Genomic DNA, 23,253 nt, shown 5'->3' with positions numbered 1-23,253 from the left:
TATGCAAATTACGACTCCCGATATTGGTGTAGATAAAGCCGTTGTTGCTGAAATTCTCGTTAAAGTGGGCGACACGATTGCAATTGATGAAAGCATTGTCTTGCTTGAGTCTGACAAAGCGTCTGTTGAAGTGCCTAGCACTTCAGCAGGTGTGGTGAAAAGCATTTTGGTGAGCCAAGGTGATGAAGTTACGGAAGGTACAGCTTTAGTCGAGCTTGAAGCAGAAGGTGGAGCAGATGCAGCCACTGAAATTCAACAGGCAGATGCTTCGCAAAAAACTTCAGAAAATACGCCAACTTCATTGCCTGACGATGAAATCATGCAAGAACTGTCTTCGCATCGACCAAAAGCTTCAGCTGCTCCTGCAACTCAAGCAGCTTCACAAGTGGTCGATGTCCAAGTGCCTGATATTGGCGTAGAAAAAGCCACTGTGGGTGAAATTTTGGTGTCTGTCGGTGATGAAATTGATGTCGATCAAAGCATCGTGGTAGTGGAATCAGACAAGGCGACTGTTGAAGTTCCAAGTACGGTTTCGGGCACGGTAGAATCTATCGAGATTAAAGAAGGCGACATCATTAAAGAAGGTGTGGTCATTCTGAAAGTGAAAACGGCTGTTTCTGCACCGCAAACCCAGACAGAAGCACCTAAAACTGAAGCTGCTCAACCGGCAACAGAAGAAAAAGCAGTCGCAGCGCCTCAAACTACAGCAGCACCTGCGGGTGATATCGAAGTGACTGTACCTGACTTAGGTGTAGACAAAGCGGCTGTAGCTGAAATTCTGGTTCAGGTCGGCGATACGGTTGAAAAAGACCAGAGCATCATCGTGGTAGAGTCTGATAAAGCCACGGTTGAAGTACCTAGCTCTACAGCAGGCGTGATTAAAGCAATTCACGTTCAAGTAGGTCAAAACGTCTCTGAAGGCATTGCACTGATTACGATTCAAGCTGAAGCGCAAGCAGATGCTGCACCTGTTGCAGCCAAAGCTGAAGTACCGAAAGCAGCCGTTACAAAAGTAGAAACGGCACCTGTTCCTTCTTTTCCAACGGCAGTGACATCTGATAATGCAGACAAGCTAACCAAAGAGCAGAATGCAGCCAACTCGAAAGTTTATGCTGGTCCTGCTGTGCGTAAACTGGCACGTGAATTGGGTGTGGTTTTATCGGATGTGAAAGCGTCGGGTTCGCATGCGCGTGTTATGAAAGAAGACCTAAAAGCTTATGTCAAAACGCGCCTTACCGCGCCGCAGTCTGCTCCTGTAGCCGCTGCTGCTGTGCAGGCGGCCGGTCTGCCAAAACTTCCAGACTTCTCTGCATTTGGTGGTGTTGAAGAAAAAGCCATGACACGCTTGCAGCAGGTTTCTGTACCGCAATTGTCATTGAATAATTTCATCCCGCAAGTCACGCAGTTTGATGCAGCCGATATCACCGAGCTTGAAGCTTGGCGAGGCGAGTTGAAAGGCAACTTTAAGAAAGAAGGGATTAGTCTGACTATTCTGGCTTTCATTGCCAAGGCCTTGGCGCATCTTTTAAAAGAAGAGCCTTATTTTGCAGGTCATTTGGCGGATGATCAAAAGTCTGTATTGCTGCGCAATGAAATCCATATGGGGATTGCAGTAGCAACCCCTGATGGTTTGACCGTTCCTGTTCTGCGTAATCCGGACCAAAAATCGGTTAAGCAAATTGCGATTGAGCTGGGTGAGTTAAGCAAAAAGGCGCGTGAGAAGAAATTATCACCGAAAGACTTACAAGGTGCGAACTTTACCATTACCAGTTTAGGTTCAATTGGCGGTACAGCATTTACACCGCTCGTGAACTGGCCTCAAGTGGCAATTTTGGGCATTTCACCTGCCACCATGCAACCGGTGTGGAATGGTGAAAGTTTTGATCCACGCCTCATGCTGCCATTATCATTGTCTTATGATCATCGTGTGATTAATGGCGCTGATGCTGCTCGTTTCACCCATAAATTGACCAAGCTTTTAGCGGATATTCGCACTTTATTGCTCTAATCAGCTCATTAAAGCTCGAATAAGATAAACCCTGCTTCGGCAGGGTTTTTTATTGTCACAGAGTATTAAAATATTTTGAGTAAGTTGTCGATCTGAGGATGAGCTTTTATTTGTTTTAACCGCCTATTCTAAAAGGCAGATAATAAATTGATTTGATAAAAAACTGCTTTACGATTAAAATCGCCTTACCTCATTGGGGAGTAGCCGCTTTTTACGCAATGTAAAAAGGTGATGGTCAACATAATTGTTCAACAGAACATGGTCATCATAGCAAAGAACCAATTCAGCTTTTCTCAAAGCTTTTTTTGTTGGCAAGACCTTTGATTTATCACTCCGCAGATTTTTGGCTAGCAGGAGCGATAAGTCATCGGCAAATTTTGCTAGCCAGAGAAAGATCACATGTATGAACTACTCATCTCTACCGCTATTGTTGCCCTTGCTGAAATGGGTGACAAGACTCAGTTATTAGCCTTGTTACTGGCGGCCCGTTTTCGAAAACCTGTTCCTATTCTGTTTGCCATTTTACTGGCGACCCTATTGAACCATGGTATATCGGCAGTGCTTGGCCAGTGGATTACCACGGTACTTAGCCCAGATGTGTTGCTGTGGATTGTATCCATTGGCTTTATCGCGATGGCCCTGTGGATGCTTGTTCCAGACGAGCTTGAAGATGAAACCGATAATATTAATAAATGGCAAAAATATGGCGTGTTTGGAGCCACCTTTGTGCTGTTCTTCCTGGCAGAAATAGGCGATAAAACCCAAGTAGCGACCGTTGCTTTGGCAGCGCGTTTTGACAGTGTATTCTGGGTGATGCTGGGCACGACCATTGGGATGATGATTGCCAATGCGCCAGCAGTCTTTGTCGGGAACAAGCTGGCTGATAAACTGCCAATTCCACTGATTCATAAGATTGGTGCGAGTATATTCTTGATCATTGGTGTTGCTACTTTGGTACAGCATTACTTTTTTTAAAGTTGAATAGTCATAAAAAATCCTGGCATTTTAGTCGGGATTTTTTATGACTAAATATGCACAATTTACTGATAATTCTGACGTTATTTCATTATGTGTTGATTGTAAATTACTATAATTCCCTATATGTTATATGGCATTAAAATGCAATTTTACAGCGATATTTTGGGGAATGGGTTATGGCATTTGATCGTACTACATCACAAGTGTTATTTGATAATGGCACACATAAATGTATTAGCTTTACCAGTCTGGTCAAAGGTGAAGGTGTACAAGCCAACCAATTTCTAATTTTGGATCATGAACGTGCCGCAGTGCTGGATCCAGGGGGCGATTTAACCTATGTCCCACTGACCATGGAACTGAACAAATATACCCGTCTGACCAATCTCGATTATGTGATGGCCTCCCATCAGGACCCTGACATTATTACCTCAATGCCACGTTGGTTGGTGTATACCGAAGCCAAAGTGGTGGCATCTAAACTTTGGGCGCGCTTTTTACCCCATTTAAATTCGGCTTTTATGAGTGATCGAATGAAGGGTGGATGGTTGGAACGCTTGATTGAATTACCAGACCACGGTGGAATCATTCCTTTGGGCGAATCACGTATTATTGTTGTTCCTGCCCATTTCCTGCATTCGGTTGGCAATTTTCAGTTTTATGATCCGATTGCAAAAATTTTATTTTCCGGTGATATGGGAGCATCAATGGTGGAGGATGCCGCTAAACCATTGGAAAACTTTGCAGCGCATATTCCAAAGATGAAAAGCTTTCACCAGCGCTATATGTGTTCGAATAAAGTGATTCGCCTTTGGGTAAATATGGTGCGTACTATGGATATTGAAATGATTGTGCCGCAGCACGGTACGCCATTTATCGGTAAAGAGCAGATTAACCAGTTCTTGGACTGGATTGAAACTTTAGAGTGCGGAATCGACTTGATGGATGAAACGGTATTTACCTGTCCTGAATAATATCTCTGCTGTTCACTGATTTTTGTTGCGTATAAAAACAACATTTTTTAATATTTCTGTCTAAAAATTAAATCTTTGATGACGAGAATTTAAAAATGTTGTCTCAAGTCGCGACGCAGGATGCATGTTTGAGCTGTGGGGCATGTTGTGCCCATTTCCGGGTTTCATTTTATTGGGCAGAAGGTATTGCCATGCCTGAACATTATATACAACCACTGACCGCAGTTTATTCGTGTATGCAAGGCACCCACCAGTCACAGCCTTATTGTGCTGCACTCGAGGGGAAAATTGGTGAACAGGTCAGTTGTGCCATTTATACAGTGCGCAGTTCCAGTTGCAAAGAAGTGCAGGTTGCGGATGAACAATGTAATAAAGCCCGCCGTGCCTACAATATGATTCCCTTTATAGCTATTGAAACGGCAGAACCGAGCAATGATGAGGATTTTGATCAGGTAGTTTAACATTCAATAAAATTAAATATTTAGCCTTATAATGCAGCAGAGTGGCTGTTTTTGAACAAAAAACCTTGTAGATATTCAGTCATGTAAATTTATTTTGCCTGACTGTTTGAAATTAACATGAATAAACCTGTATTTTTTGTTTATAATAGCGCACGGAAATTACCAGTGAGACTGTTATGTTGACCATCGTTCAAGAAGCACTAACCTTCGATGATGTCTTATTACTCCCTGCCTACTCAACTGTTCTCCCAAAAGATGTCTCTCTAAAGACACGCCTTACTCGTGGCATTAATTTGAATATTCCCCTTGTTTCAGCTGCAATGGATACTGTGACAGAATCACGTATGGCAATTGCGATGGCGCAAAACGGTGGTATCGGCATCCTGCATAAAAACATGGATATTTCTGCTCAAGCAGCTGAAGTACGCCGTGTGAAAAAATTCGAAGCAGGGATGGTGAAAGATCCTATCACTGTGACTCCAGAAACTACGGTTCGTGAATTGATTGCGATTACTCAAGCCAACAATATCAGCGGTGTACCCGTTGTTAAAGATGGCAAAGTGGTCGGTATTGTCACGGGTCGTGATACACGTTTTGTGACTAATCTAGAACAGCCGGTTAGCAACATCATGACTGGTCAGGACCGTTTGGTGACTGTTCGTGAAAACGAATCTAAAGAAAATATCCAGGCCTTATTACAAAAAAACCGTATTGAAAAAGTCTTGGTGGTAGGCGACAACAACGAATTAAAAGGTTTGATTACGGTCACTGATTTCCGTAAAGCCGAGCTTTATCCAAACAGCTGTAAAGATGACTTAGGTCGTCTGCGTGTTGGTGCGGCAGTAGGTACAGGAATTGAAACCCCTGCACGTGTTGAAGCATTGGTTGAAGCCGGTGTGGATGCGATTGTTGTCGACACGGCACACGGTCACTCTGCAGGTGTAATTGAACGCGTTCGTTGGGTTAAAGCCAACTACCCGCAAGTTCAAGTCATTGGCGGCAACATCGCAACTGGCGATGCTGCATTGGCTTTACTTGACGCAGGTGCAGATGCGGTTAAGGTCGGTATTGGTCCTGGCTCAATCTGTACCACCCGTATTGTTGCGGGTATTGGTATGCCGCAAATGTCTGCGATTGATAGTGTTGCCAATGCATTGAAAGATCAGATTCCTTTAATTGCTGATGGTGGTATCCGCTTCTCTGGTGATATGGCGAAAGCCATTGGTGCCGGTGCGAGCACAATTATGGTCGGTTCATTGATGGCAGGTACTGAAGAAGCACCTGGTGAAGTTGAATTCTTCCAGGGTCGTTATTATAAAGCTTACCGTGGTATGGGTTCGTTGGGTGCAATGGCCGGTGCAACAGGTTCTGCTGACCGTTATTTCCAAGACGCTAAAGCAGGTCAGGAAAAACTCGTACCAGAAGGTATTGAAGGTCGCGTACCTTACAAAGGTCCTATGGGCAACATTGTGCATCAAATGATGGGCGGTTTACGTTCATCTATGGGCTATACGGGTTCTGCAGTGATTGAAGATCTTCGTCAAAATGCGAAATTCGTAAAAATCACTTCAGCCGGTATGTCTGAATCACATGTTCATGATGTGACCATTACTAAAGAAGCACCAAACTACCGTGTTGGTTGAGTTTTAGTAATCCAAGCCATGAAAAGCCGTCATTTATATGACGGCTTTTTTGATTTTGGTGTAAAGTAATTGCGGATAAAATTGGATGATGAATATCATCACACATATATAAGAAGTGAGTGAAAAATGAGTTATTTCGGAACAGATGGCATTCGTGGAAAGTTTGGGGAGCTTCCAATTACACCTGAATTTGCACTTAAGCTAGGCTTTGCAGCAGGTAAAGTTTTAAAACAAATGAGTCATAAGAAAAAACCTATTGTTGTGTTGGGTAAAGATACCCGTTTATCTGGCTATATTTTAGAATCTGCATTACAAGCTGGTTTAAATGCTGCTGGAGTCTATGTTCATTTATTGGGGCCATTGCCAACCCCGGCCATCGCACATTTAACCCGTGCTTTGCATGCCAGTTTAGGCATTGTAATCTCGGCTTCGCATAACCCTTATTTTGATAACGGGATTAAATTTTTCTCAAGCGAAGGCAAAAAATTGCCCGATGAAGTTCAAAATGCAATTAATCGAGAACTTGAAAAAGAATTAAAAATTGAAGATACCGCAAACTTGGGTAAAAGCGTTCGTGTCAAAGACGCCAATGGTCGTTACATTGAGTTCTGTAAATCAACATTCCCATATCATTTCGATTTAAGTAATTTAAAGATTGTGGTGGACTGTGCCAATGGTGCAGCTTATAACGTGGGGCCTGCGGTATTTCGTGAACTGGGCGCGGGCGTGATTGCTATCCATAATGAACCGACAGGTTTAAATATTAATGAAGGCTGCGGTTCAACCCATCCTGAGAGCCTGCAAAAAGCTGTGTTAGAACATCAAGCAGATTTAGGCATTGCCTTTGATGGGGATGCAGACCGGGTGGTTTTGGTCGATAAAAACGGTCAGTTAGTCGATGGCGACAACATCCTTTATATTCTTGCGACACAAGCGAGCCATAAACCTGCAGGAATTGTGGGTACCGTGATGAGTAATATGGCCCTTGAATTGGCACTCGAAAAAGCGCAAGTTCCATTTGTACGTGCCAGTGTAGGTGACCGTTATGTATTGCAAGCACTGGATGAAAATGGCTGGGTGATTGGCGGTGAACCATCCGGGCATATTCTGACCTTAGATAAAAGCACCACAGGCGATGCGATTATTGCAGCCTTGCAAGTGTTGACTGTCATGGTTGAACAGAAAAAAGCTTTGCATGAGTTGGTTGCAGACTTTCATTTATTGCCAAATGTACTGGTGAATGTCCGTTTAGAAGCCATGTTCGATCCTTATACTGTACCTGCATTAACGACTGAATTTGAGAAAGCGGAACAACAGCTCAAAGGTCGGGGGCGTTTACTGATTCGTAAATCAGGCACTGAACCCGTCATTCGGGTCATGGTGGAAGGTGATGATCTTCAAGAAGTGACCGATTTAGCCAACCATCTTGCAGATGCTGTCCGTACCAATGCTGCTTAAGGAAACCATATGAATGATGTGATTAAAGATTTGAGCGAACTTCGCTTAAGTTACCAAAAAGGTGAATTACATGAAGCACATGTGGACGAAAATCCACATTTGCAGTTTCTAGCGTGGTTTAACGCATCTTTAGATGCCAAATTGCATGAACCCTATGCCATGTATTTGGCCACGGCAAATGCGCAAGGTCGTCCGCATGTACGTACCGTATTATTACGTGGCGCAACGCATGCGGGTTATGACTTTTATAGTAATTATGACAGTCAAAAAGGTTTAGACTTAATTGCAAATCCCTATGCGGAACTGCTGTTTTATTGGCCTGAATTGGAACGCCAAATTCGCGTCAGTGGTAAAGTTGAAAAGATCTCTTTAGCAGAGTCGACCGACTATTATCATAAACGTCCACGTGATAGCCAGATTGCAGCGCATATCAGTACGCCACAAAGTGGAGTCATTGCCAGTCGTGAAGAATTGCAAACGCGTTTCCAGGCCTTGCAAGATCGGGTAAGCGACAAAACAGAATTGGCCAAACCCGAATTTTGGGGTGGCTACCGTTTAGTACCCGACTATTACGAATTTTGGCAAGGTCGTCCAAACCGTTTACATGACCGTTTAAGTTATGAAAGAATCGACGGTACATGGAAATTACAACGGCTCATGCCTTAAATGCCAAAAACACTGATTCAGCAACGACCTTTTATTACGCGCCCTGAAAATATTCAGGGCGTATCTCCATTTATTGCGCAAATTTTAGCGCGCCGTGGTGTGCAATCCGAACAAGAACTCGAACTTAAACTGAAAAATTTACTTGCTCCCAATATGAAGGGTTTAGAACAAGCCATTCAAATTATGGATCAAGCTATAGATGATAAGAAGAAAATTGTCATTGTTGGCGATTATGATGCGGATGGTGCAACCAGTACCGCATTAATGGTTTTAGCTTTACGAGATATGAGTGCCAATGTTGAATATTTGGTTCCTGATCGTTTTAAGTATGGGTATGGTTTAACACCGAAAATTGCAGATCTGGCGTTTACCAAGTATCAGCCAGATCTGTTGATTACGGTTGATAACGGTATTTCTAGCCATGCTGGCGTTGAACAAGCCCAAGCGCATGGCATGCAGGTGATTATTACCGATCACCATCTGACCACCAAGGAAACACCTAAAGCCGAAGCTGTAGTCAATCCGAATCAATTGGGCTGCGCCTTTCCGAGTAAGGCCTTGGCTGGAGTGGGTGTTGCATTTTATTTACTTGCCAATCTGTCGAGTCATCGAAGCAAATTAGGAAAATCGGCCTCCAAAGTGACCCAGTATTTAGACCTGGTGGCGCTCGGGACATATGCTGATGTCGCAAGTCTGGATTATAACAATCGGATCTTGGTGGATGCCGGAGTTAAACGCATCCAGCAAAATCAATGTCGCGCAGGGATAAGTGCTTTACTGGATATTGCGGGACGAGAACCGTCTCAACTCAAAGCCCAAGATTTAGGCTTTGTATTGGGTCCTCGAATTAATGCAGCTGGGCGCATGGAAACCATGGACATTGGTATTGAATGTCTCATTGCAACCGATATGCAAACTGCTTATCCATTGGCACAGCAGTTAAATCAGTTAAATATTGAACGTCGTCAGGTTGAAGCGCAGATGAAGCAAGAGGCTTTATCTGAATTAGCAACCTTGCAATTAGATCAGACAGTTTTACCTGCGGCTTTAATTCTATTTGAACAGCATTGGCATCAGGGTGTAATTGGCATTGTGGCGGGTCGTCTGAAAGAGCAGTTTCATCGTCCGAGTATCGTTTTTGCGGCTGATGATGATGGTATTCATATCAAAGGTTCTGCACGCTCAATAGAGGGCGTGCATATTCGAGATGCAATTGAACTGATTGCAGAACAATATCCGCATTTGGTTAGCCACTTTGGCGGACATGCCGCAGCAGCGGGTTTAACTATTCAGAAAAAGCATTTTGAAGAATTTAAACAGGTTTTTGAGCAATTAATCTCGACTATGGATGAATCGCTGTTTTATGCCACTTTATGGACGGATGGTGAATTACCCACAGCAACTTTTCAAATTGAAACTGTTGATCTACTTCAAAATTTAACCCCATGGGGACAAAAATTTCCATCACCGATTTTTGAAGGTGTGTTTAAAGTTATAGATTATCGCTGGTTAAAAGACACCCATTTAAAACTGCGTTTGGCTTTGGAGAACGGTCAAATTGTAGAAGCCATTGCTTTTAATGTCAGTGAAAAATTCGAATTTGATGCCATGCAGAATAGTGTTCGACTGGTGTATGAACTTGATAAAAATGAATTCAATGGCAATGTGAGTTTACAACTGCGTGTCATACATTTAGAACAATAAAAAAACCGCTCATTGGAGCGGTTTTTTTGATTTAACTATAGGCGTATATTAGAAGCGGAATGTACCGTTAATACCAAAAGAGTCAGCGCCATCAGTAGTGGTGTAGTTCACACCTGCAGCAATTGCTGGAGTAAAGAATTTTTGAGCACGAACCGAGAATACAGTGTCAAAATCATCTAAAGTTGCATCATTAACTGATACACCAACGCTTAAAGTTGGATCAAGATAAAGATCAGCAGCTACGCTATATGCTGTTTCATCACCGAATGCAGTTGATGCTTCAAAGTTAGCATAGTGATTGCCAACTAAAGTTACATATTTAGCACGTAGGGTAAGAGCAGTATCATCTGCTAATGCAGAAGCTGCACTATAGGTATTGATAAAGCCTTTTTTAGCGACTTGATGTGCATCGATGTTCTCTTTTGAAACACCTGCAGCCAAAAGTAAGCCATTAATTGGTAGATAACCTGCTTCAATTGCGTAGCCAGTGTTGTCATCAGATACTTTACCAAAGTCACTTTCAGCAGTAACTTCTGCACGATTCAAGCTACCAGCAACATAGAATTGTGAATTTGGAATAAAGAATTCACCATTGATACCCACAGTATCAATTTCCAACTCATAGCCTTCTTCGTCAGTACTCGCATTGGCATAAGCTAAACCAATGTTACTTACTTTGCCCAAAAAAGCAGCTTCAGCAAGAGGAGTATCTTTAACTTGAACATCATTTAAATAATACTTTCCCCCAATCGCATAAGTATCAACGCCATCAGTATCATCAATATCAGTATTTTCATATGCAGCATTGATTTCAGCTTGATAAGCGTGGGCAGTCCCTAGGCTTGCAAGAAGTGCTGTAGCAAGAGCAAGTTTTTTAAGCATTTAGATTTCTCTCTTTGTTATAAAAATATGACTGTTTTATTAACAGTTGTAACAAATTGTACAGTTTATATTTGCCCCGTCAATGTGCAAAAAATACCTAAATGCTTGTTAGAAGTGCAAAAAACCCATCCGAAGATGGGTTTTTTAGCATTTATTTATTTCTGGTTGTGCTATTAGAAGCGGTATTTCGCAGCTACACCAAATTTGTTGTAGTCATTATTACCAACTTCACCAAAACCAACTCGACCTTCAAGGCTTACTTGCTGATTGAAGAATTTACGGGCATTGATACCAAATTCGTTTTGATCATTAATATCATTACTTTGGTAATCGGCACCGATACTCATGGTTTTATCAATAAAGTAATCTGCCGCTAGATTGTATTCATCTAGGTCACCAAACGCTGCACCTGCTTCAAGGTTAATATCTTTACCGTTGCTGAGGGTTGTTACGTACTTAGCACGTAATGTTGGATCTACGCCATCATCATTATCTGTATCCCAACCTTTAAGACCCGCTGCAATGAGTAGACCTGGTGCTGGTAAATAACCAACTTCTGCGGCGTAAGTGGTTAAATCATTGTCTAGATCATCATTGTCTTGAAGATCATGACCTGTAACGTCACCACTTAAATAAAAATCTGAATTTGGGACATAGTATTCAGCACCTACACCATAACGATGTGCTTCAGAGTCACCAATTTCATTATATTCATATTTTGCATTTACGTTACTTGCACGGTCAAGGAAAGCTGCTTCGGCAAGTGGAGAATTACGAGTTTGAACGGGGTTAAAGTAATAAGTACCATCTACACCAAAAGCGTTACCTGAACTACCATTATCTGGGTCAACGTAAGCGGCTGCTGCACCAACTTCGGCTTGGTATGCATTTGCTGTACCTGTTACTGCTAGAGCAGAAAGAAGTGCTGAAGCAATGGCTAATTTTTTCATGAATACTACCCCTCAAATTTATGGTCAAAATTAATACATTTTTTGTTACAACTTTTAGTCTAGAGCAAAATGAATCTAGGTCAATCCTCGCAAGGTTACTCAAATGTTGCTAACGTAATCTTATGTAATTTTTAAATATTAAATATTTGAAAAATATAAACTTATTAAAATGTTTTGTTTTATTAAAATTATGGAGAGTTAATGGATTTATGTGAATTTTTAATAAAATTTTAAGTATTTTGTAACATAATAATGAGTTATTAATAAAAAAATAACCTCAATTGAGGGTGTTTTTAACTATGAAATTCATTACTTATTGCTTAATTAAAAACGATATGTCGCATTGATATTGAATGCATGAATATCATTACCAAAACAAACCTCGCCCCACTGCAAAGTTAGAATGAATGAAATATTTAGAACGAATCGGGAAGAAATCAACATCGTCTTCACCGTGGTCTTGCATATTATAAGCCGAACCTAAGCTAAAGGTGTGGTCGAAATAAATATTCGATTCCATCATCACTTGTATATGGGTCCGCTTCAGATTTTGTGGCTAAAATAGTTTTTCTTTCTAAGTCGTGATAGCCAAGATAAGCATTGCTGTTATGAGTTAAAAATGCAACTTCATTTAAAGGTGGCCCGCAGCTGTTGAAATTGGATTGAATTAAAAAGTGCCTTTTACCTCAAATTCATTATCTGTATCGGTAAAGTTATCATCATGATCAGCATAGATAACACTACCATCTAATTGAGTATTCTAAGCAAAACTTGAAGAAGTAATTGCTGCAAGGCTGAGTGCTAGACGTGTGTGTTTCATACACCTCCAAGGTTATTGTGGTCAAAAAATTATAATAATGCTTAAAAACATGCATCTTGTTCATAAAAAAGACATTCAGATCAACTGTTATTGGACCTATGCTCTCTAAAACTGCGTCCATGCTCTGTGTTATAATTGACGGCTATTTAAGCCTAATATTCTGATTGAGAGTAATTCACGTGGAAATTAATCCTTATCTAAACCAATTAAAAGACTTAAACGACCGTGGTCTAACATTACGGGGGTATCTTTGACTACGATCTGAAAAAAGAGCGTTTAGAAGAGGTACTTCGTGAATTAGAAGATCCAGCGATCTGGAATGATCAAAGTCGTGCGCAAGCGATGGCCAAAGAGAAAGGCGAGCTTGAAAACGTATTAAATGTGCTTGAGGGTTTATCGACTCAGCTGGAAGACGCACAAGCATTGCTTGAGTTAGCAGTTGAAGCAGATGACGAAAGTTTGCTTGAAGATGTGCAAGCGGAATTAGACAATTCTGAAGCCGAACTGGCAAAACTTGAATTCCGCCGTATGTTCAGTAACCCAATGGATCCGAACCCATGTTATGTGGAAATTCAGGCTGGTTCGGGTGGTACAGAAGCACAGGACTGGGCTTCTATGCTACTTCGTATGTATATGCGCTGGATTGAACGTCACGGCTTTAAAGCAGAATTGATGGAAGAATCTGACGGTGATGTTGCGGGTATTAAGTCGGCCACAATTCGTGTAGAAGGCGAGTATGCTTATGGCTGGTTGCGAACCGAATCCGGTGTTCACCGTTTAGTGCGTAAATCACCCTTTGACTCGGGTAACCGCCGTCATACTTCATTCTCGGCTGTGTTTGTTTCTCCTGAAATTGATGACGATATCGAAATTGATATTAATCCGGCGGACGTGCGTACCGATACCTATCGTGCTTCTGGTGCCGGTGGTCAGCATATTAACAAAACCGATTCTGCGGTACGTTTAACCCATGCACCCACAGGGATTGTAGTGGCATGTCAGAACCAGCGTTCACAACACGCCAACCGTGACCATGCGTGGAAACAGTTACGTGCAAAACTCTATGAATTAGAGATGAAAAAACGTACCGATGCTGCGCAGGCACTGGAAGATACCAAGTCCGATATTGGTTGGGGTAGCCAGATTCGTTCATACGTACTGGATGACTCACGTATTAAAGACTTGCGTACCAGTGTGGAAAGCTCGAACACGGGTGCAGTGCTGGACGGTGATCTGGATAAATTTATTGAAGCCAGCTTAAAACAGGGTTTATAAGTTTATTGCTTGAAAAGCAGAGGCGAGTCCTCTGTTTTTTTAGCTTCAAAATATGGTGATTCGAGTTAATCAAACGCATTGACCAGACAATGTTAGAATAGAGTAAAGTTGTACAATATTGCAGCAATTTACAAAATGAATATATAATATCGATAAATTTCGATATTAATATCGTATAAATTCGATATAATGATTCTAGGTAAGGTGCTGATCATGACATGAGTGAAATGAGATGGACACAGAAGCAATTTATAAAGCCTTAGCCAACCCGATTAGACGCCAGATTCTGCAATGTCTAAAAGAACCTGATCGTTACATTTCTAGTGAAGAATGTGGAAATGACTTTAGTCGTGGTGTCTGCGCGGGTCAGATGGAAAAAATTGCTGATATCTCTCAATCGACCATGTCCAATCATTTGTCGGTGCTGCAACAGGCAGGATTGATTCATGTCACTAAATATGGGCAATGGTCTTATTTCTCACGTAATGAAGCACTGATCGAAGAGTTTTTACAACATTTACAGCATGCGCTTTAGACTTTAATCAGTCCGGGCAAGCTGTAAGAGGATTGCTGGATGACAGATTTTTCAACACCGATTCAATTTGGTGAACTTAAACTTAAAAACCGTATGGTAATGGCACCATTAACACGTAGCCGTGCCACCGCTGACCGTGTACCAACGCCAATGATGGCTGAATACTATGCACAACGTGCAAGTGCAGGTTTAATCATCTCGGAAGCAACGGTGATTTCAGAAGAAGCCAACGGTTATGAAAAGACTCCGGGTTTATTTAGCGACGCGCAAGTAGATGGCTGGAAACTTGTTACAGATGCAGTTCATGCCAAAGACGGTTTGATTGTGGCGCAATTGTGGCATGTGGGTCGGGTATCGCATCCTGATTTACTCAAGGGTGAAATTCCGGTTTCAGCCAGTGCCGTACAACAGGCTGGTCATGTTAGCCTGCTGCGTCCAAAACGTGAATATGTAGTGCCGCGCCCACTGGAAGTCTCTGAAATTCAAGCCATTACCGAGCAATATAAACAGTCTGCCATTCGTGCCAAAGCTGCAGGTTTTGACGGTGTAGAATTGCATGCGGCCAATGGTTATCTGATTGACCAATTCTTGCAAACTTCAACCAATAAACGTACAGATCTTTATGGCGGTTCGGTTGAAAACCGCGCGCGTTTCTTGCTTGAAGTGGTGGATGCCCTGATTGAAGTCTGGGGTGCGGGTCGTGTCGGTGTACATTTGGCGCCGCGTGGCGATGAGCATGATATGGGCGATGCCAATGCGAAAGAAACGTTTGGTTATGTAATGGAAGAACTGGGCAAACGTAAAATTGCCTTCTTCTTTACCCGTGAATATCTAGCCGATGACAGCATCAGCCTGGAAATGAAAGCGCGTTCAAATGGTGTGCCGTATATTGCCAATATGCGTTTAAGCCGTGAAGATGCGCTTGAATTATTGGCGTCGGGCAAAGCGGAAGCGGTGTCATTTGGTAAGGATTATATTGCCAATCCTGACCTTTTTGAACGCTTGGTGGAAGATGAGCCACTGAATGAATTGAAGTTTGAAAATATGATTGGAACCGATGTGGCAGCAGGTTATATCGATTATCCTTTCTTAAATAAACAGCTAGCTGAAAGCTAAGTTGATAGATCAATAAAGCAGAATAAAATTATTACGCAGAGTAGAATTCATTAACATGTGGAGGCTGCTCTGTTATATTTTGCCGATTGAACACAATTTGAGGCAACTTGTTTGGCTACTCCTTTTTGGTACAACGCAGCATTATCAATCATTAAACCATTGTATCAATGGCGGATCAAAAAACGTGCGTTGAATATGGAGCAATTGCAACAAGAGTGTCTTGAGCGTTTTGGCCCATTTCAAGCACCGAAAAATCTGTATGCCATCTGGTTTCATGTGGTGTCTGTTGGCGAAACCAATGCAGCACAACCCTTAATTGAACATTATTTAAAATTGGGTCATGCTGTTTTAGTGACCAATACGACCAAGACCGGACAGGCGCGTGCAAAATCACTTTTTTTAAAAGCCCCATATGAGCATTTGTTTCAGGCAGTGTATTTGCCTGCGGACCAGAAACATTTGGTGCAGGCGTTTTATCAAAAATATCAGCCGAAATTATTGGCTTTGGTAGAAACTGAAATTTGGCCGAATTTAATTGACCAAGCCCAGCAATTTAAAGTGCCATGTTTACTGATTAATGCCCGTCTTTCAGAAAAATCCGCCCAAGGCTACACCAAGGTTCAAGGTCTGAGCCGAGGCATGCTGAGTGGCTTAGACCAGTTATTGGCACAAGACCAAGCGACTCTGCAACGTTTCCTGAATTTAGGCATGCCTGAAAATAAAAGTCAGGTGTTAGGAAGTATTAAATTTGATATTCATGCACCTGAAAGCTTTATTCAACAGGCTCAGCAACTGAAGCAAGAGTGGGATTTAGCACCACGTAAAATTATTACTATTGCCAGTACGCATGCACCAGAAGAGCAAAAATTACTAGCCGCTTTACAGCCTTATTTAATGCAACATCCGGAGATTGTGGTGATTGTGGTGCCACGTCATCCGGAACGCTTTGATGAGGTGTTTCAGGTTACAGAAGGTCTGAATTTAAAAACCCGCCGTCGCAGTTTGGGTGAATCCATTCAGGCTGATACCCAAGTGTATTTAGCCGACAGTATGGGCGAGATGTGGCTGTGGTATGCCTTAAACCAAGTCTGCTTTGTCGGTGGTTCGTTGAATGAGCCGGGCGGTGGGCATAATATTTTAGAGCCAATTGCATTAAATGTACCGACAGTTTTGGGAAAAAATTACTTTAACTTCCAAACCATTGTCGATGAATTTGTGGCTGTAGGCGGCGTGAAAGTTGTCGATGATGCAGAGCAGGCAGTGAAGGTTTTGATTGAACTGTTAAATGATCAGGTGGCTGCAGAACAACTGAATCAACAGGTACAGCAGATCATGCTTAAAAATACAGGTTCGTTAGCAAAGCATATTGCGGTGATTGATCAGTATCTTTAGCTTCTTTGAGATATGAAGCTGGGCAATTGTGGAATTGTTTTGTGCATTTTTGTGAGGCGGAGTCTTGGCATTATTTATTCAAGGTCAGAAGCTCTTCTTTTACTTTTGTTTTGGCATGAGCAGTATAACTGCGCAAGGCAAACCCTCTTGCGAAGCAGTGCTTCTCACCACAAAACTCGTCAGATACTATTATTTTACACAAATTTCGCAGAAACTTTTTTGAGCAGCAGCAGTCCTGCCTCAAACAGTTGTGGATGACTTTTACGCGTATCGAAAGATTGCATATTTTTTTTAAGTACTAGATCCTATGAATATTGTCCTTCTTGACCCGCGCCAAACTGAATCAGAAATCTGGACGGTTAGTGCCAAACGTCAGCTTGAACATTTAAAACAGCATATTGATGTACAAGTCGGTGACAGTCTAAAAGTGGGTATTCGTGGGGGTAAACGCTATCTCACCGAAATTGTGGAAGTAACCGAACAAGTCATAAAATTAAAACCGATCAAAGAAGAGGTTGTTCCTGAAAAACTGCCGGTCACTTTAATTGTTGCCATGCCGCGTCCGAAGGTACTACGCCGTTTAATTATGGATAGTGTTACGCTGGGGGTAGAAAGAATTATTCTTCTGCACAGTTATCGGGTGGATAAAAGCTATTGGCAAACGCCATTTTTACAACAGCTTGGTCAATATGTAACGCTGGGTTTGGAACAAGCAGGTGATACCATCGCTCCGCAAATTGAAATCTATAAACGCTTTAAACCGTTTGTAGAAGATATTTTACCCAGTTTAATTAACGCTGAATGTCCAGCTTATGTGGCCCATCCTTATGCAGACATGAAAATGCCGTTTGCGATTGATCATTCCTGTAGCATTGTGATTGGCCCAGAGGGCGGTTTTATTCCTTATGAAATTGATTTGTTGATAAAAAACGGTTGCCAGGCGGTAAGCTTAGGCAACCGTATTATTCGAACTGAAACCGTGATTGCTTATGTCTTAGGCCGTTTGTTTAGCGCGGGCTGACTCATCATCCTGTACCGAAGGATCACCACGATAGACCTTCACTTCCTGTACCGGATAAGGAATAGAAATTTCATTTTCAGCGAAGGCCTCAATTACTTTTTCCTGCACGCTACTAATAGAAGTGGACGTCACCACTTCCGTGGTATTAACCCACCACTGCACTTTTAAATTCACCGAGAAGTCAGCCAGAGCTGCAACATTTACGCTAAAACCGGGTTGGCTCAAGATGGTAGAGTCGTGATCTAAAATACTTAAAATAATGGTTTTGGCTTTTTGAATATCATCTTCATAACCAATACCGACCACAAATTCACAACGGCGACGTTGATAAGCCGTATTGACCGTCACTGCACTGGTATACACCGTTGCATTTGGAATGACGATACGACGCCCATCCGGCGAACGCAAGAAAGTTGCACGAATCTGAATATCTTCAACCGTACCTTCCATGCCCGATACAATAATGTCATCACCAATTTTGAACGGTTCACCCAGTAAAATTAAAATGCCTGAAAGCAAATTCTGGAAAATGTCCTTGAATGCGAAACCGATCGCGACCGAACCAATCCCCAAAGCACTCATCAGCTGCCCCGGGGTAAAGCCCGGAATGGCAATGACCATGGCAATGAGGAAACCAAAGAACATGATGGCTGAACTACCGACACGGTTCAGAACCAGAACCAAATTCTGTTTGGTATAAGAGCGGTCTGTTAGCGCTTTGCGGACAAAAAACTTAAATAATTTTGACAGTAAATAAAATATTGTAAAAACCACCAGCGCAATACAAATGTAGGGTAAGCGCTCCCAAAAGGCATCGACGAATTTATCAATGGTGGAGTACGCATCGTTATACTTTGCTGTGTGTTGCAGCACAGTTTGTGCGGTTTTTTCAGTTGCCTCATGCAAAAGCTCTGATGTGCCTTGAGTCACATCATTCAAGGCATTGTTTTGTTCAGCCACGAATTTTCCGAATTTGGGTCAGTGCGCGCTATTCTGCCTGAAACTCAGTAAAAATTTAACCACCCCTAAGCTGCAATCAACCTAGTTTTGTCAAAAAACTGTGAACATATTTTAAAAGTAGGCTGTGCCTTTTTGAATGACTTCTTGAGGTTGAGGCATTTCCAGTTCGCCTGCTCCAAACATATAAGACACGATGCTACTTGAAGCCATGAAACTCAATACCGTGATAATGATCATCAACCAGGCCAATATTTTTTCCCAGACCGGTGTCGCACGCGGCAAACCATAATTGTTGACTCCATTGGTTCCTGAACCTAAAAGTAAATACAGCCCCATAAAAATATTCAGTAAAGGAATCAGAAATAACAGAATCAGCCAGCCACTTCGGTTCATGTCATGCAAACGGCGGATGCTAATCACCATCAGAAAATAAAGATACAGTACCAAAATCACCACAAAGCCGAGTCCTGCTAATCCGGTCAATGTATTTACAAACTGGTTCTCCACCGACAGGGTGTTCAGGTTGAAAATGCCCAAAATTAGGCTCAGTGCAATAGTGGCAAAGAAAGTGATTAAATGAACAAACCCATACCAGCCAATTGAACTCAAACGACCAAAACGACCTTGGGGCGACAAGGGATTATCGTTAGTTGCCAGTTGTGGTCGTGAAAAAAATGGAGAGGAGTCTTGCGGGTTCATATGCTTTCCGGGTCAGGTTTGGCTGAGCAAATAGGGTGTTTTGCAAAGCAGTGCATGCATCTTCTTGTTAAATTATAAGATTAAATGAACAGATCAGATACGAATTAGACCATTTTTTTTGTTGAATACGACAAGGGGTCTGTGTTTTAAATTGTATAAATAAACTACGACCAAAGCATGATTGAAGCGGTTGAAAAATAATCGTCATACTGTGGGTATGCAGTCAATAAAATCAATAACGTGGCATAGCATCTCGTAATGAGATGAAGAAGAGCAAGGAAGTACTTATGAAAGAGATCTATCCTGTACCAGAAGAATTTAAAAAAACCGCTCGCACCAACGAGTCGCAATATTTCGAGCGTTATCGGCAATCCATCGATCAGCCTGATGAATATTGGACAGAGCAGGCCAATAAGCTGGACTGGATCAAACCCTTTACCCAAGTCAAAAACAGCAGTTTCGACAAAGATAATTTTAAAATTGAATGGTTTGCCGATGGGCAACTGAATTTGAGTGCCAATTGCCTGGATAGGCATTTAAAAGAACATCCGCATAAACCCGCCATTATTTGGGAAGGCGATCATCCTTCACGGCATAAAATTATTTCCTTTAAAGAACTGCATGATGAAACCTGCCGTTTTGCCAATGTGTTAAAAAAACATGGGGTAACGAAAGGCGACCGTGTGGTGCTGTATATGCCGATGATCTCCGAAGCGGCTATTTCAATGTTGGCTTGTGCGCGAATTGGTGCGGTACATTGTGTGGTGTTTGGTGGTTTCTCGCCAGATTCACTGGCCAGTCGGATTGAAGACTGTCAGGCAAAAGTCGTGATTACCGCCGACTCAGGCATGCGTGGCGGAAAACCGGTCCCACTCAAAGAAAATGTTGATGCGGCACTTGAAGTAAAGGGAACTGAATCGGTTCAAAATGTGATTGTGGTGCATCGTACCGGGAACCCGATTGAACTTAAGGAAGGGCGTGACCTGTGGTATCACATGGAAATCATGTCGGTCAATGAAATCTGTCCGCCTGAACCGATGAATGCCGAAGATCCTCTATTCATTTTGTATACCTCGGGTTCGACTGGTAAGCCGAAAGGGGTGTTACATACGACTGGGGGTTATCTCACTTATGTGAACTCCACTTTCCGTGAAGTCTTCGATATCAAGCAGGATGATGTGTTCTGGTGTACCGCAGATGTCGGCTGGATTACCGGACATTCCTATGTGCTCTATGGTCCACTATCCAATGGCACCACTACGGTAATGTTTGAAGGTGTGCCGCAATATCCGACCTGGGCACGTACCGGTCATATAGTCGACAAGCACAATGTCACCATCCTCTATACCGCCCCAACCGCGATTCGCGCCATGATGCGAGAAGGCGATACCTTTGTTCGTGAAAGCGACCGCAGCAGCTTGCGTTTAATCGGTTCCGTGGGTGAGCCGATTAATCCGGAAGCATGGAACTGGTATTACACCGTGGTTGGTGAAAGCCGCTGTCCGATTGTCGATACCTGGTGGCAAACCGAAACCGGCGGGATTTTAATTTCACCATTACCAGGCGCAACCGATTTAAAACCGGGTTCTGCGACTCGCCCCTTGTTTGGCATACAACCGGCCATCGTCGATGCCGAAGGCAAGGAGCTGGAGGGTGAAGCGGAAGGTAACCTGATTATCAAGGATTCCTGGCCGGGGCAGATGCGCACCATCTGGGGTGATCCTGAACGTTTTATCGAAGCCTATTTCTCGACTTATCCGGGAACTTATTTCACTGGAGATGGCGCACGCCGTGATAAGGATGGCTATTACTGGATTACCGGACGGGTAGATGATGTACTCAATGTCTCAGGACACCGTTTAGGTACCGCAGAGGTGGAAAGTGCCTTGGTGGCACATGCGCATGTCGCTGAAGCTGCCGTAGTCGGCATGCCGCATGAGATTAAAGGGCAGGGCATCTGTGCATTTGTCACCTTACAGGCCGATTTTGAAGAATCCGAAGAGTTGCGTAAAGAATTGGTCGCTTGGGTTCGTAAAACCTTGGGACCTGTCGCCACACCGGATGCTTTACATTGGGCACCTGCCTTGCCGAAAACCCGTTCCGGCAAAATCATGCGCCGTATTTTAAGAAAAATTGCCGCCAATGAACTGGATAGTTTGGGGGATACTTCAACCTTGGCCGATCCACAGGTGGTGGACAACCTGATCGCGACGGTCCATTCGGACAAGTAAGTAATTGAGCAAAATACCGCCTGCATGTTCAGGCGGTATTTTTATTTTATGTATAAGGACTGCAGGCATTCAGATAAAGATGAAAAACATCATCTGCTAAGCTAAAAACATAGAAATATATAGATATGATTATGAATGCCTCATCCCCACTTTTAAATTCAAATCCATTACATATCGCTCAACAACTGTCGGAACAGTTTGCAACCACTGCGGCTGAACGTGACAAACAGGGTGGCAACCCAAAAAAAGAGCGCGATTTAATCCGTCAAAGTGGTTTATTAGGGTTGTCTATTCCAACCGAATATGGCGGTCATGGTGCAGATTGGAAAACCATTTTTCAAACCATTCGAGCCATTGCACAAGTGGATAGCTCACTGGCGCATGTCTATGGTTTTCACCATTTATTGATTGCAACGGTGCAACTGTTTTCACAGCCTGAACAATATGGAAAATGGTTTGAGCGAACTGCTCAAGAAAACCTGTTTTGGGGCAATACTTTAAATCCACTTGATCGACGGACGACAGCAGTCAAAATCTCTGAAAATGAATATATCTTTCATGGTGATAAGAGCTTTTGTTCAGGTTCCATGGATTCAGATATCCTGCTTTGCTCAGGTTATAACGATGATGGGAAATTGCTGATTGGGGTGATTCCGACTGCACGTGACGGGGTCAGCTTTTTAGGTGACTGGAACAATATGGGACAGCGCCAAACCGACAGCGGCACCAGTCATTTTGAGCAGGTCAAAATTCAGCAGCATGAATTGCTGCTCAATCCAGGTCCACTCAGTACGCCTTATTCGAGTTTACGTCCGCTGATTGCACAATTGATTTTTGTGCATTTATTCTTAGGCGTGGCGGAAGGGGCTTTTGAAACAGCCAAACAAACCGTTCAAAACCAAAAAGCCTGGTCAAAATCTTTGGTGGAAAATGCCGTCAATGATCCATTTATGCAAAAACATTTTGCCGAGTTTTATGTGCAGCTTGAGGGCGTGCGTTTACTCGCCAATAAAGCGGTAGAGACTTTGCAAAATGCTTGGAATATTGGCGAAGAATTAACAGCCGAGCAACACGGTGAAGTGAGTATTGCGATTGCCACTGCCAAAATTGCAGCAACCAATACTTCGCTGTTTGTAACACAAAGTATTTTCCAGGTGATGGGCGCACGTGCGACCACGGCGAGACTCAATCTCGACCGTTTCTGGCGTAATGTGCGCACCCAAACCTTGCACGATCCTGTGGATTATAAATATCAGGAAATCGGAGAGTGGGTGCTGACCGGCAAAGTACCTGATCCAAGTTTTTATTCTTGATTGATTAAAAGATAAAGCCCGTGAATCGAGCCTTTATTTTCAAAAAGACTTTAGCAATATGGGATATAAGGAATGTAGAATTTACTTTTTTAACCCGAATCCTGCTTAAGCCAATGGTTCCATAATTTGAATTGTTGGCTTATTTCGATGGGTTAATTGATATGCAC

At 42.7% G+C, this 23,253-nt stretch carries 20 protein-coding genes and 1 riboswitch; of the genes, 15 read left to right on the top strand and 5 right to left on the bottom strand.

The genetic code is table 11. The annotated features are described in order from the left end of the window. The first annotated feature begins 1 nt into the window (after position 1). From ACP69Y_RS13750 to recJ, 8 genes are all read left to right on the top strand, one after another. Positions 2–2,008, top strand: coding sequence for a 2-oxo acid dehydrogenase subunit E2 (locus ACP69Y_RS13750; protein ID WP_425918937.1), 2,007 nt, complete (start codon positions 2–4; stop codon positions 2,006–2,008). Positions 2,009–2,191: 183 nt separating this feature from the next. Beyond that, a riboswitch (yybP-ykoY riboswitch) is annotated at positions 2,192–2,334 on the top strand. A 73-nt stretch (positions 2,335–2,407) separates the two neighbouring features. Further along, positions 2,408–2,983: a TMEM165/GDT1 family protein gene (locus ACP69Y_RS13745; protein WP_425918936.1), complete on the top strand. Its 576-nt coding sequence runs from the start codon at positions 2,408–2,410 to the stop codon at positions 2,981–2,983. A gap of 179 nt (positions 2,984–3,162) precedes the next feature. Beyond that, the gene (locus ACP69Y_RS13740) at positions 3,163–3,960 is read left to right on the top strand and encodes an MBL fold metallo-hydrolase (protein WP_131216821.1); all 798 of its coding nucleotides are present in this window, start codon (positions 3,163–3,165) and stop codon (positions 3,958–3,960) included. Between the two features lie 95 nt (positions 3,961–4,055). Continuing rightward, the gene (locus ACP69Y_RS13735) at positions 4,056–4,421 is read left to right on the top strand and encodes a YkgJ family cysteine cluster protein (protein WP_425918934.1); all 366 of its coding nucleotides are present in this window, start codon (positions 4,056–4,058) and stop codon (positions 4,419–4,421) included. A 176-nt stretch (positions 4,422–4,597) separates the two neighbouring features. After that, positions 4,598–6,064 (top strand): IMP dehydrogenase, encoded by a 1,467-nt coding sequence (gene guaB / locus ACP69Y_RS13730; RefSeq protein WP_131216817.1) that lies wholly within the window; start codon positions 4,598–4,600, stop codon positions 6,062–6,064. 126 nt (positions 6,065–6,190) lie between these two features. Continuing rightward, on the top strand, positions 6,191–7,522 hold the full coding sequence (gene glmM / locus ACP69Y_RS13725) for a phosphoglucosamine mutase (RefSeq protein WP_425918933.1): 1,332 nt from the start codon (positions 6,191–6,193) through the stop codon (positions 7,520–7,522). 9 nt (positions 7,523–7,531) lie between these two features. Further along, entirely contained in the window at positions 7,532–8,188 is a 657-nt protein-coding gene (gene pdxH / locus ACP69Y_RS13720) for a pyridoxamine 5'-phosphate oxidase (protein ID WP_131216813.1), read from the top strand. Continuing rightward, positions 8,189–9,892 carry a single-stranded-DNA-specific exonuclease RecJ gene (recJ, locus tag ACP69Y_RS13715; RefSeq protein ID WP_425918932.1) on the top strand — a complete coding sequence of 568 codons (1,704 nt, stop codon included), beginning with the start codon at positions 8,189–8,191 and terminating at the stop codon, positions 9,890–9,892. Positions 9,893–9,940: 48 nt separating this feature from the next. On the opposite strand, the gene ACP69Y_RS13710 is transcribed toward recJ, so the two are convergent. The 3 genes from ACP69Y_RS13710 to ACP69Y_RS13700 all read right to left on the bottom strand — a co-directional run bounded on the left by ACP69Y_RS13710 (position 9,941) and on the right by ACP69Y_RS13700 (position 12,250). Then, positions 9,941–10,774: a putative porin gene (locus tag ACP69Y_RS13710; protein ID WP_425918931.1), complete on the bottom strand. Its 834-nt coding sequence runs from the start codon at positions 10,772–10,774 to the stop codon at positions 9,941–9,943. Between the two features lie 173 nt (positions 10,775–10,947). Then, entirely contained in the window at positions 10,948–11,724 is a 777-nt protein-coding gene (locus ACP69Y_RS13705; protein ID WP_425918930.1) for a putative porin, read from the bottom strand. 367 nt (positions 11,725–12,091) lie between these two features. Next, positions 12,092–12,250: a hypothetical protein gene (locus tag ACP69Y_RS13700; RefSeq protein ID WP_425918929.1), complete on the bottom strand. Its 159-nt coding sequence runs from the start codon at positions 12,248–12,250 to the stop codon at positions 12,092–12,094. A 473-nt stretch (positions 12,251–12,723) separates the two neighbouring features. On the opposite strand from ACP69Y_RS13700, the gene prfB reads away from it, so the two are divergent. The 5 genes from prfB to ACP69Y_RS13675 all read left to right on the top strand — a co-directional run bounded on the left by prfB (position 12,724) and on the right by ACP69Y_RS13675 (position 17,883). Continuing rightward, positions 12,724–13,819 (top strand): peptide chain release factor 2 gene (gene prfB, locus ACP69Y_RS13695; RefSeq protein WP_425918928.1). Its coding sequence is split into 2 segments (ribosomal slippage): positions 12,724–12,795 and positions 12,797–13,819, totalling 1,095 coding nucleotides; the frame shifts between segments, so codons are not numbered across the junction. Positions 13,820–14,051: 232 nt separating this feature from the next. After that, positions 14,052–14,354 carry an ArsR/SmtB family transcription factor gene (locus ACP69Y_RS13690; RefSeq protein ID WP_425918927.1) on the top strand — a complete coding sequence of 101 codons (303 nt, stop codon included), beginning with the start codon at positions 14,052–14,054 and terminating at the stop codon, positions 14,352–14,354. Between the two features lie 39 nt (positions 14,355–14,393). Then, on the top strand, positions 14,394–15,470 hold the full coding sequence (locus ACP69Y_RS13685) for an alkene reductase (RefSeq protein WP_425918926.1): 1,077 nt from the start codon (positions 14,394–14,396) through the stop codon (positions 15,468–15,470). A 111-nt stretch (positions 15,471–15,581) separates the two neighbouring features. After that, on the top strand, positions 15,582–16,862 hold the full coding sequence (locus ACP69Y_RS13680; protein ID WP_425918925.1) for a 3-deoxy-D-manno-octulosonic acid transferase: 1,281 nt from the start codon (positions 15,582–15,584) through the stop codon (positions 16,860–16,862). Positions 16,863–17,169: 307 nt separating this feature from the next. Further along, positions 17,170–17,883 (top strand): 16S rRNA (uracil(1498)-N(3))-methyltransferase, encoded by a 714-nt coding sequence (locus ACP69Y_RS13675; RefSeq protein ID WP_425918924.1) that lies wholly within the window; start codon positions 17,170–17,172, stop codon positions 17,881–17,883. Here ACP69Y_RS13675 and ACP69Y_RS13670 read toward each other — a convergent pair. Together ACP69Y_RS13670 and ACP69Y_RS13665 are read right to left on the bottom strand one after the other, a co-directional pair. Continuing rightward, positions 17,857–18,843, bottom strand: a complete 987-nt coding sequence (locus ACP69Y_RS13670; RefSeq protein ID WP_425918923.1) for a mechanosensitive ion channel family protein — start codon at positions 18,841–18,843, stop codon at positions 17,857–17,859. The two genes, ACP69Y_RS13675 and ACP69Y_RS13670, sit on opposite strands and share 27 nt — an antisense overlap. 111 nt (positions 18,844–18,954) lie before the next feature. Next, entirely contained in the window at positions 18,955–19,542 is a 588-nt protein-coding gene (locus tag ACP69Y_RS13665; protein WP_425918921.1) for a DUF805 domain-containing protein, read from the bottom strand. Positions 19,543–19,829: 287 nt separating this feature from the next. Between ACP69Y_RS13665 and acs the strand changes: the two genes are divergently transcribed. Together acs and ACP69Y_RS13655 are read left to right on the top strand one after the other, a co-directional pair. Next, a complete protein-coding gene (gene acs / locus ACP69Y_RS13660) occupies positions 19,830–21,773 on the top strand; it encodes an acetate--CoA ligase (RefSeq protein WP_425918920.1) in 1,944 nt (647 codons plus the stop codon). 131 nt (positions 21,774–21,904) lie between these two features. Continuing rightward, positions 21,905–23,086, top strand: coding sequence for an acyl-CoA dehydrogenase family protein (locus tag ACP69Y_RS13655; RefSeq protein ID WP_425918919.1), 1,182 nt, complete (start codon positions 21,905–21,907; stop codon positions 23,084–23,086). Positions 23,087–23,253: the final 167 nt, after the last annotated feature.

Source organism: Acinetobacter sp. TSRC1-2, from assembly GCF_049895885.1.
Taxonomy (GTDB): Bacteria; Pseudomonadota; Gammaproteobacteria; order Pseudomonadales; family Moraxellaceae; genus Acinetobacter.
Note: the sequence above shows the minus strand (reverse complement) of the source record. Positions and strands in the feature narration are given on the sequence as shown.

Bases quoted from the DNA above. Each gene is read 5' to 3' on its own strand.
- ACP69Y_RS13740 (WP_131216821.1), top strand. From the start codon at position 3,163: ATGGCATTTGATCGTACTACATCACAAGTGTTATTTGATAATGGCACA.
- glmM (WP_425918933.1), top strand. From the start codon at position 6,191: ATGAGTTATTTCGGAACAGATGGCATTCGTGGAAAGTTTGGGGAGCTT.
- ACP69Y_RS13710 (WP_425918931.1), bottom strand. From the start codon at position 10,774: ATGCTTAAAAAACTTGCTCTTGCTACAGCACTTCTTGCAAGCCTAGGG.
- ACP69Y_RS13690 (WP_425918927.1), top strand. From the start codon at position 14,052: ATGGACACAGAAGCAATTTATAAAGCCTTAGCCAACCCGATTAGACGC.
- ACP69Y_RS13745 (WP_425918936.1), top strand. From the start codon at position 2,408: ATGTATGAACTACTCATCTCTACCGCTATTGTTGCCCTTGCTGAAATG.
- ACP69Y_RS13665 (WP_425918921.1), bottom strand. From the start codon at position 19,542: ATGAACCCGCAAGACTCCTCTCCATTTTTTTCACGACCACAACTGGCA.
- ACP69Y_RS13705 (WP_425918930.1), bottom strand. From the start codon at position 11,724: ATGAAAAAATTAGCCATTGCTTCAGCACTTCTTTCTGCTCTAGCAGTA.
- ACP69Y_RS13655 (WP_425918919.1), top strand. From the start codon at position 21,905: ATGAATGCCTCATCCCCACTTTTAAATTCAAATCCATTACATATCGCT.
- recJ (WP_425918932.1), top strand. From the start codon at position 8,189: ATGCCAAAAACACTGATTCAGCAACGACCTTTTATTACGCGCCCTGAA.
- ACP69Y_RS13750 (WP_425918937.1), top strand. From the start codon at position 2: ATGCAAATTACGACTCCCGATATTGGTGTAGATAAAGCCGTTGTTGCT.
- acs (WP_425918920.1), top strand. From the start codon at position 19,830: ATGAAAGAGATCTATCCTGTACCAGAAGAATTTAAAAAAACCGCTCGC.
- ACP69Y_RS13685 (WP_425918926.1), top strand. From the start codon at position 14,394: ATGACAGATTTTTCAACACCGATTCAATTTGGTGAACTTAAACTTAAA.
- ACP69Y_RS13675 (WP_425918924.1), top strand. From the start codon at position 17,170: ATGAATATTGTCCTTCTTGACCCGCGCCAAACTGAATCAGAAATCTGG.
- ACP69Y_RS13735 (WP_425918934.1), top strand. From the start codon at position 4,056: ATGTTGTCTCAAGTCGCGACGCAGGATGCATGTTTGAGCTGTGGGGCA.
- guaB (WP_131216817.1), top strand. From the start codon at position 4,598: ATGTTGACCATCGTTCAAGAAGCACTAACCTTCGATGATGTCTTATTA.
- pdxH (WP_131216813.1), top strand. From the start codon at position 7,532: ATGAATGATGTGATTAAAGATTTGAGCGAACTTCGCTTAAGTTACCAA.